The organism is Mesorhizobium sp. ISC15 (genome assembly GCF_037162615.1).
Lineage (GTDB): Bacteria > Pseudomonadota > Alphaproteobacteria > Rhizobiales > Rhizobiaceae > Mesorhizobium > Mesorhizobium mediterraneum.
Genome location: NZ_JAVSPX010000001.1, coordinates 511,608 through 527,277, shown reverse-complemented (window position 1 = coordinate 527,277; position 15,670 = coordinate 511,608). Strand labels below are relative to the sequence as shown.

Genomic DNA, 15,670 nt, shown 5'->3' with positions numbered 1-15,670 from the left:
TTACGATGACGACCTCGCTTTCGCCCCTGCTCGATCCAGAGGCCCAGCATGTGCTCGACCTTGGGCGAGAAGCGGCAGCCCCGCCGTTCGAAAGCGGCACGCCTGAAGAGGCGCGCCGCGCCTATGAGCAGGACTTTCCGGCACTCCAGGGCGAGCGCGAGCCGGTCGGCTCACTGACCGAGCGCACCATCGCCGGCCCTTGCGGCTCGTTGACGCTCAGGATCTATCGCGGACAGGGCGCGGTCGGGGCCGCTGCCCCGGCGCTGCTCTATCTGCATGGCGGCGGCTGGGTGATCGGCAATCTCGAGTCGCATGACGAGATCTGCCGGTGGTTTGCCAATATGGCGGCGTGCGCCGTCGTCTCGCCCGACTACCGGCTGGCGCCGGAGCACAAATTCCCGGCGGCGATCGACGACTGCCGCGCTGCACTTTCTTTCATGCAGAACGGCGCGGGCGATCTCGGCATCGATGCAGGAAGGATCGCTGTCGCCGGCGACAGCGCCGGCGGCAATCTCGCCACCGTGCTTTGCCTGCTTGCGCGCGGCGACAAGAACCCGCCGACCGCGCAACTGCTGTTCTATCCGAACACGGACGCCTCGCAGGCGGCAGACAGCTATCGCCGCTTTGCCGAGGGCTACGGTCTGACATCGGCGACCATGGCCTGGTTCCGCGAACACTATATCAGGGATGCCGGCGATATCGACGACTGGCGCGTGTCGCCGCTCAAGGCCGCAAGCCTTGCCGGCATAGCGCCGGCTTTTGTCGCAATCGCCGGTCATGACATCCTCGCCGACGAAGGCGAGGCTTATGCCAAGCGTCTGGTGGATGACGGCGTGCGGGTTGTGCTGCGGCGCTGGCCCGGCCAGATACACGGCTTCGTCTCGATGGGCCGCCACGGCCCGGCGGCGAGGCAAGCGGTTGGCGCAGCGGTTGCCGCATGGCGCGGCTTCGATCCTGCCTTTGGAACGCTCAGGCCGACTGACGCATGACCAGAGTCGCGTCGAGACTGACCTTGGGGGCAACTGCCGCGTCGTCCTCGTCCAGCAAGGTCAGCAGCGTCTCGACGCTGCGTCCCGCCATGGACGCGAAATCCTGCGCCATGGTGGTGAGGGCAGGACAGGTATAGCGGCTTAGCGGATGATCATCATGGGCCGCGACCCGCAGGTCGCAATCGCCTCTGCGACCAACTTTGCGGCCTTGCGAATAGGCGGCAGCCATCACGCCGAAGGCGAGACGGTCGTTGGCGCACAGGATGGTCTTTCCCGGCAGGCCACCATTGCCGAGCATCTTTTCCATCTGCTCGTAGCCGATCCGCTCGAAATCCCAAGTATAGTCTTCGGTGTTGCCGATGATGACTGGCTCATGGCCGAGCCGCTGCATGGTGGCGACATAGCTGTTCACTCGTTCTGGCGAGTTGTGGTTGACATGCGGGATGTCGAAATAGACCGGCGCGTCGCCGGAGCGGGTGAGATACTCGACGATCGTCGAGACGCTCTGGGCATTGTTGTTGCCGACGAACGGCGTGCTGCCTTCGAGATAGGTATCGAAATAGACGATTGGGATCGCCTGTGTAAGCTTCTCCAGCGTGCGGTGGTCCGAACGCAGCCCAAGCGGCGCAATCAACGCGCCGGAAACTTTCAGCGAAAGAATGGTTCGTGTCGCTTCCACTTCGAGCTCGCGCGAGCCATGCGAGGAGATCACGATCGGCCAGTAGCCCTCATCGCGCAGCCTGAGTTCGATGCGGCTGACCATCTCGGAATAGAAGGGATCGGCGACCGTCGGCACCACGATGCCGATGCTGCGGGTCCGCTTTCGGTTCAGATTGCGCGCAAAGAGATTGGGCTGGTAGTCGGACGCGCGCAGCGCAACCTCGATCCGCTGCCGTGTCGCCGGCTTGACACTGGTCGGATCATCGAAATATTTCGACAGCGTTGGCCTGGAGACGCCGCAAGAGCGAGCAAAATCCTCCATCGTCTTGTGCGTCATCGGCATTATTCCCTCGCGCCGTTCCTCAGCGCTGCCCGGTTCCCTACATACGGTGCGCTGGCGTGCAACCGCAAGTCGAAACTTTACAGACAATTCCAGCAGTTTCCATGCGTAAATTTATTAATTGACGCGAAAAAGCACAAGCCGTATTCACTTCCAGTGGGCGAATTCGAAATTCGTATCACCCGGAAAGAGCTCGCGCGGTTCATCCGAAGCGAGGCCGGGCGAAATGCCGGGAGGGATTCCGCGAGATGAAGAAGCTGGTCAGTGCCGGCGAGATACTCGTCGAGATCATGGCCGAGCGGATCGGCCAGAGCTTTCTCGAGCCTGGTCCGCTGCTTGGGCCCTACCCGTCCGGAGCGCCCGCCATCTTCATCGGCCAGGCGGCGGCGCTCGGCCAGCCGGCCGGCCTCATCGGCGCCGTCGGCGACGACGATTTCGGCAGGCTGAACATCGAGCGGCTGCGGACGCTTGGCGCCGACGTGTCGGCGATCGCGGTTCACACGGGCCAGGCGACGGGCACGGCCTTCGTCACCTACCGGGCCGACGCCAGCCGGCATTTCGTCTTCAACATCGCCAACAGCGCCTCCGGCCTGATCGAGACCGACACGGCGGCAACGAAGCTGCTCGCCAGTGCCGATCACGTCCATGTCATGGGCTCGTCGCTGTTTTCCGACCGCGCCATCGCGGTGGCGCTATCGGCGATCGAGACTGTCAAGACCAACGGTGGAACCGTGTCCTTCGATCCGAACATCCGCCGCGAGATCATGCAGGCTTCAGGCATGCGCACGGCGCTCGACCATGTGCTGGCGCGAGCCGATATCTTCCTGCCGAGCGATGAGGAGCTCTTCCTGTTTTCATCCGCCAAGGACGAGAAGGGCGCGGTCGACGAATTGCTGAACCGTGGCCTGTCCTGCATCGTCCTGAAGAAAGGCGCCGCGGGCGCCACCTATCATGATCGCCACGGCACGGTCGCCTCACCCGGCTTTGCCGTCGACGAGGTCGATCCGACCGGCGCGGGCGATTGCTTCGGTGCTGCTTTCGTCTCGTTCTGGTTGCGCGGGGCGGCTCCCGCAGACGCAATGCGGATTGCCAATGCCTGCGGTGCGCTCGCTGTCACCCGCAAGGGACCGATGGAGGGCATTTTCCCGCTTGAAGCGGTCGAAGCCTTCATCGCCACAGGGAAGAACATGCAGTGAGTGCCGCGACGCAGAGGTTTGCAAACATTGCGGCGAGGCGCGCTGCAGGCGAGAAAAGCGGCATCGCCTCGGTCTGCTCGGCGCATCCGCTGGTGATCGAGGCCGCCTTGCGTCATGGCGCGGCGCGGCATGCGGATGTTCTGATCGAGGCCACCTGCAACCAGGTCAACCACGAGGGTGGCTACACCGGGATGACGCCGCCCGACTTCCGCAGCTTCGTCGAGGCGCATGCGAAGAAAGCGGATTTCCCGGTCGATCGCCTGATCCTTGGCGGCGATCATCTTGGACCCAATCCGTGGAAACACATGGCTGCTGCCGCCGCCATGAAGAACGCCGCGGCGATGATCGATGCCTATGCGAGCGCCGGCTTCACCAAGATGCATCTGGATACGAGCATGGCCTGCGCCGACGATCCTGCCGTGCTTGCCGACGAGACCATCGCCGCGCGGGCGGCCGAACTTGCCGCAATCGCCGAGGCGGCGGTCGAGCGGGCAGGCGGCGAAAGACCGGTCTACGTCATCGGCACCGAAGTGCCGGTGCCGGGCGGTGCGCTGGAGGCGCTCGACCACCTGCATGTGACGGCGCCCGACGATGCTTTGCGCACCGTAGAGGTACACGCCCGAGCGTTTTCCCGCGCCGGCCTTGACGACGCTTTTGGCCGTGCGATCGGGGTCGTCGTCCAGCCTGGTGTCGAGTTCGGCAACGCCGAGATCGTGCCCTATGCGCCGGCCAAGGCGACTGAATTGGTGGCGGTGCTCGACCGCATGCCGCAATTCGTTTTTGAGGCGCATTCGACCGACTACCAGCCGGCCGAAGCGCTCAACGCTCTCGTGCGCGATGGTTTTGCCATCCTCAAGGTCGGCCCCTGGCTGACCTTCGCGCTTCGCGAGGCGCTGTACGGGCTCAGCCACATCGCCGATGTGCTCGCGCCTGACCCTTCGCGTGAAAGCCTGCCTGTCGCGATGGAGCGCATCATGCTGGCGTCGCCGGACAATTGGCAGAAATACTATCCGGCCACGCCGGAAGAGCAGCGCGTGCAGCGGCATTTTTCGTTCAGCGACCGCATCCGCTACTACTGGCCGACGCCGGACGCGCAGCGCGCCACGCAAAAGCTATTGGATGTGCTGGGCGAAAAGGACATTCCCCGGCCTCTGATCAGCCAGCATCTGGGGCAGCTCGACGCCGAGGTTGCGGCAGGCCGGATCAAACCTTTCGCGCACGACCTTCTGATCGGCAGCATCACCCGTGTCCTCGACATCTACGCAGGCGCGACGGGACAGTAGGGCGGATCGGCCCTGGGCGGTGTGCTGGTCGCACCGCCGAAAAGCGTCACGCGCGAAACCTCTCTGTTCATGTCCGACTCTCGATATCGCCAGCGTTTCGAAAAAGACACTGCTGCAATTTACAACTAACATGTTAGCGTGTTAGCAGTGCTTGCAGATCGACATCTGGAGAAAATAGCAGTGGCTTCGCGCTTTGGTCTTTCGGTTGCCCTCACCACGCCTTTTGATGCGTCCGGGCAAATCGCCATCTCTCCAATGGTCGCGCAAGCCCAGGCTTGCCTTAGCGCCGGCTGCAGCAGCGCAACGCTCTTCGGCACCACGGGGGAAGGCGCCTCGGTGGGGACTGGAGAGCGGCGGATTGTCACCGAAGCCATGCTTGCCGCCGGCATTGCGGCGCATCAGCTCGTCGCCGGCGTGCTGGTCGATGCGGCCGAAGACGCCGCCGAACAGGCGCGGCACGCCTTGCAGCTCGGCGTCCGCAACATACTGCTGGCCCCGCCAAGCTACTTCAAGAATGTCGGCGAGGACGGGCTGTTCGGATGGTTTTCCGCCGTCTTCGCCGCGCTCGGCCCGCTGGCTCGCGGTGTCCTGCTTTACAACATCCCTTCTGTCACCATGGTGCCGCTCCCGCTTAGCCTGATCGGTCGGCTGCGTGCGGCCTTCCCCGGCGTGATCGCCGGTGTAAAGGATTCGGGTGGCGACTGGAGCTATAGCGAGGCGTTGCTAAAGGCCCATGGCGACCTGGTGATTCTAATCGGCGACGAGCGGCATTTGGCGAGAAGTGTGCGCCAGGGCGGGCAAGGCGCCATTTCCGGCATGGCCAATTTCGTCACCGGTGAAATCCGCGCCATGGCCGAGGACGGGCGCGACGACGCCCGCGTCGAGAGCTTCGTGCTCGAATTGCTCAAATATCCGGTCACCCCGGCGGTGAAGGTCATGGTGGCGCGCAAGACCGGCGACGAGCGCTGGCTGGCGGTCCGTCCGCCGCTCGAGCCGATCGCTGCGCAGGGGCGGCAACAGCTTACTGCTGCCTATGACAGGCTGTTTGCGACAGAGCCGGCCTGACCGGCAAGGAAGAAACCGCTGAAATGGACGACAGCAGCGAACCGGCCACCCTCAGGGAAAAAGCCTATGCCAGCTTCACGCGGCATTTGCTGGCTCGTGATCTGCGGCCGGGACAGTTCGTGTCGCAGCGCGAACTGGTTGCCTTTACCGGGCTGCCGCTTGGCGCCATCCGCGAGATCGTGCCGCGGCTCGAAGCCGAGGGACTTCTGATGACCATCCCGCAGCGCGGCATGCAGATCGCCCATATTGATATCAGCCTGATCCGCGAGGCTTTTCAGTTCCGCCTGTTCATGGAGCGCGAAGCGGTGGCGCTATTCACCGTCAACGCCTCCGACGCCGAACTCGCCCGCCTGCGGCGCGAACATGAGGACATGCTGGCTCAAGCGTTGTCGCAGCCGCCGACGGCGGAAATGGAAGCCAAGGCCCAGAACATCGATTGGGCGATGCACGACACCTTCATCGATGCGCTAGGCAACGAGATCATCGCCAAGGCGTATCTGGTCAATTCGGTAAAGATCCGCCTGATCCACCAAGAGCGCTTCCGTATCGATGGGCGCGTCGTGCCGGTGATGCATGAGCACCTGACAGTGATCGAAGCGCTCGAGAGCCGCGACCCACAAAAGGCTGTCGAGGCGATCAGCCGGCATATCGACAATGCGCGCCGGTTGGCGCTCCAGATCTGAGGACGTATGGTTCGCGGCTGCCGCGACGCAATCCACAACGACAGCAACCCAAGGGAGGAAGAAATGTCGTCCAATCCGTTCAAGCCAACAAGAAGGCAAGTCCTTGCAGGAACCACGGCGCTCGCCGCCGCGGGCCTGGCGGGCCTTCGCCCGAGCTTTTCCGCCAGCGTCGACTGGAAGCGTTTTGCCGGCACGACGCTCGACGTCAATCTGGTCAAAAGCCCGCGCAGCGACACCATCCTGAAATATATCGCCGAATTCGAGGAGCTGACCGGCATCAAGGTCAATGCCGAGGCGACGCCGGAACAGCAGCAGCGGCAGAAGACCGTGATCGAGCTCAGCTCCGGCAAACCGAGCTTCGATGTCGTGCATCTGAGCTATCACGTGCAGAAGCGCCAGTTCGAAAAGGGTGGCTGGCTGGCCGATATCGCCGGCTATCTCGCCGACCCGACCTTGACCGATCCTGGGCTGGTCGAAGGCGATTTCGCCGAAGCCGGCATGCTTTTCGCCAAGGACAGTCAGGGCGTGCTGCGTTCGCTGCCCTTCTCGGTGGACTACTGGATCGTCTACTGGAACAAGGAGCTGTTCGAGGCCAAGGGCCTAAAATATCCTGAAACGTTCGACCAGCTGGTGGCCGCCGCCGAAGCGCTGACCGATCCATCGACCAACACGTTCGGTTTCGTTGCCCGCGGCCTCAAGAATGCAAACACGCCGGTGTGGACGTCGCTGATGCTCGGCTACGACATGACGCCGCTCGACGACAAGGGGAAGCTACGCACCGAGGCTCCCGAGGCGATCGAGGCCGCCGCCCTCTACCAGAGGCTGATGACCAAATCCGCTCCTCCGGGCGTCACCGGCTTCAATTGGGCTGAAGCGCAGTCCGCCTTCCTGCAGGGCAAGATCGGCATGTGGTTCGACGGCGTGGGTTTTGCTCCGCCGATGGAAAATCCCGAAAAGTCGCGCGTGGTCGGCAAGGTCGGCTATGGCGTGATGCCCAAGGGTCCCAAAGCGCATGCCTCCGGGACGTTTGGTGACGGCCTCGGCGTGACCGCCTCCAGCGAACAGAAGGAAGCTGCCTATCTGTTCTGTCAGTGGGCGGTTTCGCCGGCCATGGGCGCGCGCCTGCTTCAGGCCGGCGCCGGCGTGCCTTTCCGCAAGTCGATACTGGAAGACCCCAAGGTGCGCGAAGGCGTCACCATGCCGGCAAGCTGGCTCGATGCCGTCGTCGGCTCGGGCAATATCAGCCGGCTGGCGCTGCCGGTGATCATCCCGGTCACCGAGTTTCGCGACATCTACGGCGTGGCGTTGACCAACATGATTGCTGGTGCTGATCCTGCCGAAGAGCTGAAGAAGGCCACCGAACAGTTCCAGCCGGTGCTCGACAGGAGCGAGCAGGGCTGATGTCCGCCATCGCCCCTGAACGCACCGGGGTAGCGACGCAAGCCATTGAAGGGAGCCAGACGATCCGGCTGGCTCCCAACTACTGGCCCTTCGTCGTTCCGGCGCTCGTCGTCGTTGGCGCCGTGATAGTCTTTCCCTGGGCTTTCACGCTCTGGATGAGCGTCAACCGCTGGACGCTCGGCCAGTCGCGGAGCTTTGCCGGGATGGAAAACTATCTCCGTCTGGCCAGCGATCCGCGATTCTGGGAATCCCTGGTTCATACGTTGACCTACACCTCCTTGTCGGTGGCAGCGCCGATGTTCCTGGGCACTGTCGCCGCCCTGATCTTCGACGCCAGGTTTCCGCTGCGCGGCCTGCTGCGCGGCGTCTTCGTGATGCCGATGATGGCAACGCCCGTTGCCGTGGCGCTGGTCTGGACCATGATGTTCCATCCCCAGCTCGGCGTGCTCAACTACCTGCTATCGCTGGTCGGCATCCCGGCGCAGGAATGGATATTTAATGCCAAAACAGTCATCCCTTCGCTGGTTGCGGTCGAGACCTGGCAGTGGACGCCGCTGGTGATGCTGATCGTGCTGGGCGGGCTGGCCTCGGTACCGCGCGAGCCCTTCGAGAGCGCCGAGATCGATGGTGCCAATGCCTGGCAGCAGTTCCGCTACCTCACTCTGCCGATGATCGCGCCGTTCCTGATGATCGCGTTGATCATTCGCACCATCGATGCGCTGAAGAGCTTCGACATCATCTTTGCAATGACTCAGGGCGGGCCGGGCACGGCGTCGGAAACCATCAACATCTACCTCTACAACACCGCCTTCTCCTACTACGACATTGGCTATGGCTCGGCGATGGCCGTGGTGTTCTTCATCGTCATCGTGGCGCTGTCCTTCATCCTCCTGATGCTGCGCCAGCGCTCGCAGTGGATCGACGCGGAGGGCAAATAGATGAGCTCACGTCTGCTCAACCAGATCGGGCTGTTTTTCGCGGCTCTGGTCATTGTCTCGCCGGCGATCCTGTTCTTCCTCTGGATGATCTCGCTTTCGCTGAAATTCGAGATCGACAACGGCGCCTATCCGCCGATCCTGATCCCCGAACGTTTCGCCTGGTCGAACTATGTAAAGGTGTTCGAGGAGAACAATTTCCTGCTCTATCTCTGGAATTCGGTTCTGGTGACCGGCACGGCGACACTTCTGGCGCTGCTGATCGGCGTACCGGCCGGCTATGGCATAGCGCGGCTCAAGGCCGAAAAATCGGCGGTCGTCATCATGATCGCCCGCATGACGCCCGGGCTATCCTATCTCATCCCGTTGTTTCTGCTGTTCCAGTGGATTGGGATCCTCGGCACGCTCTGGCCGCAGATCATCATCCACCTGGTGGTGACGGTGCCGATCGTGGTCTGGGTGATGATCGGCTATTTCGAGACCACGCCGATGGAGCTGGAAGAGGCGGCTAACATCGACGGCGCCAGCTCCTGGCAAGTGTTCCGGCTGGTCGCTCTTCCCATCGCCAAACCGGGCATCGTTGTCGCCTTCATCCTGTCCGTCATCTTTTCGTGGAACAATTTCGTTTTCGGCGTGGTGCTCGCCAGCCGTGAGACCCGCACGCTGCCGGTCGCCGTCTACAACATGCTCTCCTATGAGCAGGTGAGCTGGGGGCCGCTCGCCGCCGCCGCACTGGTGGTGACGCTGCCGGTCCTGGTCCTGACCATGTTCGCGCAAAAGCAAATCGTCGCCGGGCTGACCGCCGGCGCGGTCAAGGGCGGCTGAAGCCGCATAGCTCGACATCACTCTTTTCCCGGAGAAATCCAATGGCATCGGTAACAATCAACAACGTGCAGAAGGCTTTCGGAGCCACCAAGATCATTCACGACGTCAGCGTCGACATCGCCGACGGCGAATTCGTCATCCTGGTCGGCCCGTCGGGATGCGGAAAGTCGACGCTGCTGCGCATGATCGCCGGACTTGAAACGATCTCGGGCGGGAAGATCGCCATCGGCGAACGTATGGTCAACAACCTGCGGGCGCGGGACCGGAACATCGCCATGGTGTTCCAGAACTATGCGCTCTATCCACATATGACGGTGGCCGACAATATGGGCTTTGCCCTGAAGATCAAGAAAGCCGATCCGGCCGATACCGCCGGCCGCGTCAGGAATGCGGCCAACATCCTTGGGCTGGAAAAGCTGCTTGAGCGCTATCCGCGTCAGCTCTCCGGCGGCCAGCGCCAGCGCGTCGCCATGGGCCGCGCCATCGTGCGCGACCCCCAGGTCTTCCTGTTCGATGAGCCGCTTTCCAATCTCGACGCCAAGCTGCGCGTCCAGATGCGCGGCGAGATCAAGGCGCTGCACCAGCGGCTGGGCACCACCACCATCTATGTCACGCATGACCAGATCGAAGCGATGACCATGGCCGACAAGATCGTCGTGCTGCATGACGGCCTGGTCGAGCAGATCGGCGCGCCGCTCGACCTCTACGACCAGCCGGCCAATCTCTTCGTTGCCGGCTTTATCGGCTCGCCCGCCATGAACTTCATTGCCGGCCGCATCGAGGAAGGCGTGTTCCGCAGCGCCGGTGGGCTGATCCTGCCGCTGCCGGAAGGCGCCCACCCGGCCGATGCTGCAGGACGCGAACTTGTCTACGGCATCCGCCCCGAACATATCCGCGCAACCGCCGGGGGAATGCCAGGCACGGTCACGCTTCTGGAAGCCACGGGTTCGGAAATCTTCGCCAAGGTCGACTGCGCCGGTGAGGAAATTTCCTGCCTGTTCCGCGAGCGGCTTCCGCTCAAGCACGGCGCGCAGGTGCGGATCGAGATCGATCGCGCCTGCGCCCACCTGTTCGACGCGAAAACCGGCCGGCGTATGTGATTGGCGTGGGTTGCGCGACGGGCTGCTCACGGCTGAGGTTCACCAAGACTTTGAAACTATGGTGATCCCGACAACGTCATTGAGGAACTGGGGCGACAGCTACCGCTCTTACAGCATGCCAGCGGGGCATCACAGTTCAATGGCCATGCAAGTCCGAAGCCACTAACCCCTCGCCTATCCTCCTGCACGCAACGGCGCTGCGGCACTTTGATCTGCCGCATCACCCGGCCTTGGGCCCTGGCAAAAAACCACTCCGATTTTCGGCGACGCCGACCTTCGGTTCGTGGATCATGCGCTAGAGCCAGATACCATCTTTGCGGTCGAGCGGGCCAACGCTCTCGGGTCCCGGATCAGCTTCTGCGGCTTCTGCGCCGTAGACCGTCCAGAGCATGTAGACAAAATACCCGACCTGCAAAACTATCGGGCTAATGATCGCCCAGCCGATTGAACCCGTTGCCCAATACGTCGAGATCGAAACAAGGCACGACGTAGTGAGTATCCCCACCAGGACCTGCAGAACGTTCATCTGTTTTTTCAAAGCGTCCCGGAACTGACAACAGCCGAGAGGCTCCCCCAACCCAATACTCGATACTCAATACCCCGAGCCAACATCTCATTATTTTAGGGGTGGCGCAAGTACCATGTCGGGTAGCGGCTGAGGCATGCAACCTTCAGTTTTAAGTTGTTTAATTCCGGCGGTCTGTCGGCTGCCAACTAAGGGTGTAAAAGCTGGTGGAGGCGACTCTCGCGGATGGCTGCGCCTGGGGCGATCGGGGTGTGTCCTCGTCGTCGTTCGCCTTGGCCTGTCCTGCAGGCCATTCACACCGCAGCCGGAGCAAGTTGCCGCCCTGCAAGCGATCGTCAACTGGGCAGACGAGACAGTTCGAAGTCAGTTCCATTTCTGGATAGCAGCTGCTCGGCGGACCGGAACATGTCGTCAAACGCGAGTTCATTCTCGAAGACTACCCCTCCGACGCCTATGCTCAGGACATCCTCCGCCCCTTTTGGCGCAAAATAGACTTGTGCGACGCGCGCCCGGATACGCTCACCGACCTCCTTGGCGTCTTCTTCGGTGGCACCAGGTAGAAATACCCCAAAGATGGATATCCCTATGCGGCCGATCAGATCCTCCTCGCGCACTGATGACTTTATGGTCGAGGCTATGAGCCGCAAGGCCTCGTCGCCCCATTCAATACCAAATCGCAGGTTGATGGATCGAAGGTGTTCGGGATGGATGACCAGGAAGGCGCCCGAACGAGAGCCACGCTCAGATGGCTTCTTTACTCTGCGTTCGATGATCGAAGTAAAAACCGTTCCGTTCAAGCAGCCCGTCAGGCCATCGTAGGTCGCTGACTTGTTTAGCTCTTGCCGATAGCGGCGGATCTCAACCCGACCCCAGCCGATCAACAGGAAAAGCGGTAGCCCAATGACGAGGGGGACGAGCGTTGCCGTGACAACGCCGCGTCCGAACGGCGTGAGCCCATCGGCGAACAGGAGCAGATAGTTGAGGCCTAGCGAAAAGCCCAAACTCCCGGCGGTCCCCAGAAGCGTCAGCCACGCGATACTCTTCCACGCTTGGGCAGAGCTGTTCGCCATCGATTTTGTCACTACCCGATCTCCTGTCAGATAGGCTGGCATAAGGCCGGCAAGTTACAAATTCGGTCTCAAAAGCCAATACAATTTGATCGATCGGACTGAACGAGCTCTGGCTGACCCACATGTGAAGCTGGAGTTGCCCGCGAGGAAGATGGAAGACAACAGTTAACGAACCAGGTGTCGGCGCAGGCTGAACAACCAGCAGCGCAGGCAACCGCCTGATCAGCATGCTGCTCTAGAGCCTGCCCCGATAAAATCGGGATGGGGCTCTATCTTTTTGTTTGAGCATGATCGTTTCCGAAGCCGGATTCCACTTTCGGGATCATGCTCCAGTTTCGGCAAATACGGTTCCCTGAGGGCTCAAAAGGCGAGCTGACTATCGAGGCGGGCCGAATATACCCATCTCCGTATCCATCGCTGTCACCTCCGCCTTGCCGTAGATACCGCTCGGCAATGACAGGGCCCAGCCATTGGAGACCAGCCAGGCGCCGACATCCTGCCTGCCGAGCCTGCATGGGGCGGCGATAGCGAAACGATCCACTTCCGGTGGCACGAAGCAATTCAGCGCGCGTCCGCGCAACCAGGAGTTGAACGCTGCGCGCGCGCGTTGGCCGCAAGGCCAGACGACGTCATGAAAGGAACAGGTCTTGTCCGTGGCAATGCTCTGGACCCCGCTGATGACCACCGTCCGTCCCATCGATTCGAAGATCGCGGACGAACTCGCAATCGGAGCGTAGAGCAGGACCTCCCGCCAGTCTTGCGGCATCGGCGTTTTCGGGGGCACGGCGAGACCGAGTTCGCTGAGTGGCGGACGGGGCTCAATCCGTTCGATTTCCGAAGAATCAAGTTGTGGCGGAGCGATGAGGTCCTGAGCAATCTTGCGTGCCGGCACTCGCCATTGAGCGTCGAGAACGGTTGCGCCCGGTCGGGTTGGCCGCTTGCCGCGAATATCAGGAGACGGCGCAGGAACAGGCCGGTCGACCGAAAGCAAAGCCCCGCCCTGAATGATCAGGAGGAGCCCGGCCAGAAGCTCCAGGCTTGCGAGCGCGACAGCCAAGCGGATGCGGCTCGGCCTGTCCATCAGCTCGATAAGGTCCTGCGGGTTCGCGCCGGGTCAAAAACCCGACGTCGATCTGGCAACCAATTTGAGCGCACCCTTTTCAACTCGATAGAACGGCATCGATCGCTGGCTGGATCCGTCGGCGCGAAACCGGAATAGACCTGTGGATCCGCGAAACCCGCTCGGATTTTCGAGTACCTGTTTGCTGAAGCCATCGGGTCCAACCGCGCTGGCGATCCCAGCAGTCAGCGCAACCATATCATAGGCGTAGGCGACATTGACGTCGGGCTGATAGTTATAGGTAGTCTTGAAGCGGTCGGCGATTGGTCCGGTTTCGCGCGGATCGAGCGTGGCGATATAGGCCCCTTCAAACAGCGGCTCGATGGGGCGTTCCAGCCAGCGGTTTGTTCCCACCACAGCGATTGTTCTTCCCGGGATACCCTTGGATTTCAGGGCGGCAAGGATTTGCAGCGGGCTGTCGTCTCCGCTGGCGACAATGACGGCGTCCGGAGCATCCACGAGTGAGCCCATGTCGGTGACCGCTTTGGTGCCGCCGTCGCCTGCCGAGTACGGGATAGTGACCGCCAGCGTTGCGCCATAGATGCTTAGGCTGTTCGCGACCCGCTTTTCAACGGCACTGCCGTTCGAGCCAGCTGCGACAATCAATACGAACTTCTTGCTGCCTTTCGCCGCGATGCCTGCGGCGCCCGCAGCCGCGCTGTCTGCCTCGCTGAGGCGCACGGCATAAACGCCGGGACCGCCTGTGAAATTGTTGGCAAGTGCCAACACTGGCGGCCGTTTCGGTCCCGACAATTTGGCGATATGCTGCGCCGCCGGTAGTTCGGTCGGACCGATGACGACTTTCGCTCCCGTCGTGATCGCCTTTATCGACAATTCGCTGGCGTGTGCACTGTCGCCCTGCGTGTCCTCGACCGTCAGTGTGAGCAATCCATTGCCAAGATCCGCCATTGCGAGTTTTGCGGCATCGAGCATCTTCCTGCCGGTTTCCCCCGTGGCTCCAGGGGCGGACAAGGGCAGCAGCATCGTGATCTTCGTCGAACCACTGCCGATCGATTGCGTCGCCTGGGATCGGCCCGCAACTGCGGCGTCATTCTGCACTCCGGGTGCGGCGATTGCAGCCGGATCGAGCACTTCGGAAATGCTGCCTTTCGACTGGCAACCTGACAATGTCACGGCGAGCGCAAAGGCGATTGCCCTCGTCCGCAGCCAGAGGACCTGTCGGCCAGCTTCCATGATTTTCCACCCTATGTGCCGCCGGGTCACTTCCCGGTCTGATCTTCCAGTCATGTCACGGCTGAGTTGCGCCGTCTTGTGGTTCTTTAGCCTGCAAAAAGCCGGGCTCTGAGCGTCCTGATCTGTCTGGCTTGCCTTGCATTTCGATAGTCGGCGCATTTCATGTATCGCGGCCCAGGCACGAACACCCGCCGCACGCACACGCGTTTTCCTGCGGCAGGGGCGCTGTCTTCTCCTCCTGCTGAAAATGTGGAAAAGCCGAATGTTGCCACCGGCAATGGCCCGTCAACCTCGAACCCTTCCCTTGCCAGGATCGAGCGCGCGCGCTGGCAGTAGCGGACCGAAAGTGCCGAGAAACGGCTTTCGTTGTGCCCGGCGCGATACTTCATGACGGTGGTGCACAGGTCGCCGTCGGCGAGCCTGTTCGCCTGAGCGAGATATTTGACGCCCAGCGCGATGTTGGTCTTCGGCGCACTCAGCTCTTCGAGCGGGCCTTGAAAGCCAAGCATTCGTGCTGTCGCGGGCATGACCTGCATCAACCCGACTTCCCCGTCGGCACCGCGCGCCTCGGGATCGAACCCGCTTTCGATCTCCATCACGGCGTGTGCGAGCCGCGGCTCCAGGCCGTAGATCGACGACTGGCAGGTCGCGAATGCCTTCAGCGTTTCTCTCGTCCATTCCTGGGTGGCATCGCAGCGCGTCGGCCGCAACCGTTCGGGCAAAGCATTTTGTATTTTAGCGGATTGTTCCGACGCACCCGCGCCGGCATGCATGGCAAGCAGGTCAAAACCGGCCAAGGCGATCGTTCCGACGATCGCCCGCAGCAGTGTTCGGTCGGCCATCATTGTCAGCCAGCCGCGCGTCGCCGCCTTTTTGGTCAGTTCATGTACTCGACCATGCGGTCGTGGAAACACTCGCATTTATTCAGGTAGTCTTCGTCGCGATAATTTGTCTTCAAATAGCCGTAAGCCTTGCCGCAGGCGACCTTGGCCTCGGAGGCCCAGACGAAGACAGGCCGTGACGAATGGATCCATTCCGAGCTGTTGGCGACGGCGACAGACTCGTCCATCAGTTGCACCACCTGGTTCTTGAGATCGACGATGTTGTCGGTCTGCACCAGGTTGGACGTGCCGACGACGCGACAATAATCGACCGACGGACCTTCGATGATGTCGGCGGCATACCCCGTCGATCCAACAGCCAGGAACAGTGTTGCACCGGCAGCCAGAAGTCTTGCAGACTTTTTCATGATGAATTCCCCTCTACCATTCGAATCTATAGCA

The 15,670-nt window shown here is 61.8% G+C and carries 16 protein-coding genes; 9 read left to right on the top strand and 7 right to left on the bottom strand.

Annotated features, from left to right (window positions below; genetic code table 11):
• The first annotated feature begins 5 nt into the window (after positions 1-5).
• A complete protein-coding gene (locus RPG13_RS02600) occupies positions 6-989 on the top strand; it encodes an alpha/beta hydrolase (RefSeq protein WP_128242980.1) in 984 nt (327 codons plus the stop codon).
• Here RPG13_RS02600 and RPG13_RS02595 read toward each other — a convergent pair.
• Complete coding sequence (locus RPG13_RS02595) at positions 970-1,992, bottom strand: LacI family DNA-binding transcriptional regulator (RefSeq protein ID WP_164759284.1); 1,023 nt, start codon at positions 1,990-1,992, stop codon at positions 970-972. The two genes, RPG13_RS02600 and RPG13_RS02595, sit on opposite strands and share 20 nt — an antisense overlap.
• 245 nt (positions 1,993-2,237) lie before the next feature.
• Here RPG13_RS02595 and RPG13_RS02590 point away from each other — a divergent pair, with 245 nt between their 5' ends.
• The 8 genes from RPG13_RS02590 (at position 2,238) to RPG13_RS02555 (ending at position 10,477) form a co-directional block, all read left to right on the top strand.
• On the top strand, positions 2,238-3,185 hold the full coding sequence (locus RPG13_RS02590; protein WP_337124336.1) for a sugar kinase: 948 nt from the start codon (positions 2,238-2,240) through the stop codon (positions 3,183-3,185).
• Entirely contained in the window at positions 3,182-4,468 is a 1,287-nt protein-coding gene (locus RPG13_RS02585) for a D-tagatose-bisphosphate aldolase, class II, non-catalytic subunit (RefSeq protein WP_127206099.1), read from the top strand. Before RPG13_RS02590 ends, RPG13_RS02585 begins: the two co-directional genes overlap by 4 nt.
• Before the next feature lie 180 nt (positions 4,469-4,648).
• Complete coding sequence (locus tag RPG13_RS02580) at positions 4,649-5,533, top strand: dihydrodipicolinate synthase family protein (RefSeq protein WP_127206098.1); 885 nt, start codon at positions 4,649-4,651, stop codon at positions 5,531-5,533.
• Between the two features lie 23 nt (positions 5,534-5,556).
• Positions 5,557-6,216 (top strand): GntR family transcriptional regulator, encoded by a 660-nt coding sequence (locus RPG13_RS02575; protein WP_095487053.1) that lies wholly within the window; start codon positions 5,557-5,559, stop codon positions 6,214-6,216.
• 63 nt (positions 6,217-6,279) lie between these two features.
• Positions 6,280-7,617 (top strand): extracellular solute-binding protein, encoded by a 1,338-nt coding sequence (locus RPG13_RS02570; protein WP_127206097.1) that lies wholly within the window; start codon positions 6,280-6,282, stop codon positions 7,615-7,617.
• Entirely contained in the window at positions 7,617-8,555 is a 939-nt protein-coding gene (locus RPG13_RS02565; RefSeq protein WP_095487051.1) for a carbohydrate ABC transporter permease, read from the top strand. The genes RPG13_RS02570 and RPG13_RS02565 overlap by 1 nt, the downstream gene beginning before the upstream one ends.
• A complete protein-coding gene (locus tag RPG13_RS02560; RefSeq protein WP_023797160.1) occupies positions 8,556-9,377 on the top strand; it encodes a carbohydrate ABC transporter permease in 822 nt (273 codons plus the stop codon).
• Positions 9,378-9,418: 41 nt separating this feature from the next.
• The gene (locus RPG13_RS02555) at positions 9,419-10,477 is read left to right on the top strand and encodes an ABC transporter ATP-binding protein (protein ID WP_095487049.1); all 1,059 of its coding nucleotides are present in this window, start codon (positions 9,419-9,421) and stop codon (positions 10,475-10,477) included.
• Between the two features lie 295 nt (positions 10,478-10,772).
• Here RPG13_RS02555 and RPG13_RS02550 read toward each other — a convergent pair whose 3' ends face one another.
• The 6 genes from RPG13_RS02550 to RPG13_RS02525 all read right to left on the bottom strand — a co-directional run bounded on the left by RPG13_RS02550 (position 10,773) and on the right by RPG13_RS02525 (position 15,636).
• A complete protein-coding gene (locus tag RPG13_RS02550) occupies positions 10,773-11,003 on the bottom strand; it encodes a hypothetical protein (protein ID WP_095487047.1) in 231 nt (76 codons plus the stop codon).
• 335 nt (positions 11,004-11,338) lie between these two features.
• Positions 11,339-12,085: a GGDEF domain-containing protein gene (locus RPG13_RS02545; RefSeq protein ID WP_245329974.1), complete on the bottom strand. Its 747-nt coding sequence runs from the start codon at positions 12,083-12,085 to the stop codon at positions 11,339-11,341.
• 364 nt (positions 12,086-12,449) lie between these two features.
• Positions 12,450-13,130, bottom strand: a complete 681-nt coding sequence (locus RPG13_RS02540) for a thermonuclease family protein (RefSeq protein WP_245465471.1) — start codon at positions 13,128-13,130, stop codon at positions 12,450-12,452.
• Between the two features lie 57 nt (positions 13,131-13,187).
• The gene (locus tag RPG13_RS02535) at positions 13,188-14,387 is read right to left on the bottom strand and encodes an ABC transporter substrate-binding protein (RefSeq protein ID WP_095487041.1); all 1,200 of its coding nucleotides are present in this window, start codon (positions 14,385-14,387) and stop codon (positions 13,188-13,190) included.
• An 86-nt stretch (positions 14,388-14,473) separates the two neighbouring features.
• On the bottom strand, positions 14,474-15,229 hold the full coding sequence (locus tag RPG13_RS02530; protein ID WP_442921324.1) for a lytic transglycosylase domain-containing protein: 756 nt from the start codon (positions 15,227-15,229) through the stop codon (positions 14,474-14,476).
• A gap of 35 nt (positions 15,230-15,264) precedes the next feature.
• Positions 15,265-15,636, bottom strand: coding sequence for a hypothetical protein (locus tag RPG13_RS02525; RefSeq protein ID WP_126104680.1), 372 nt, complete (start codon positions 15,634-15,636; stop codon positions 15,265-15,267).
• Positions 15,637-15,670: the final 34 nt, after the last annotated feature.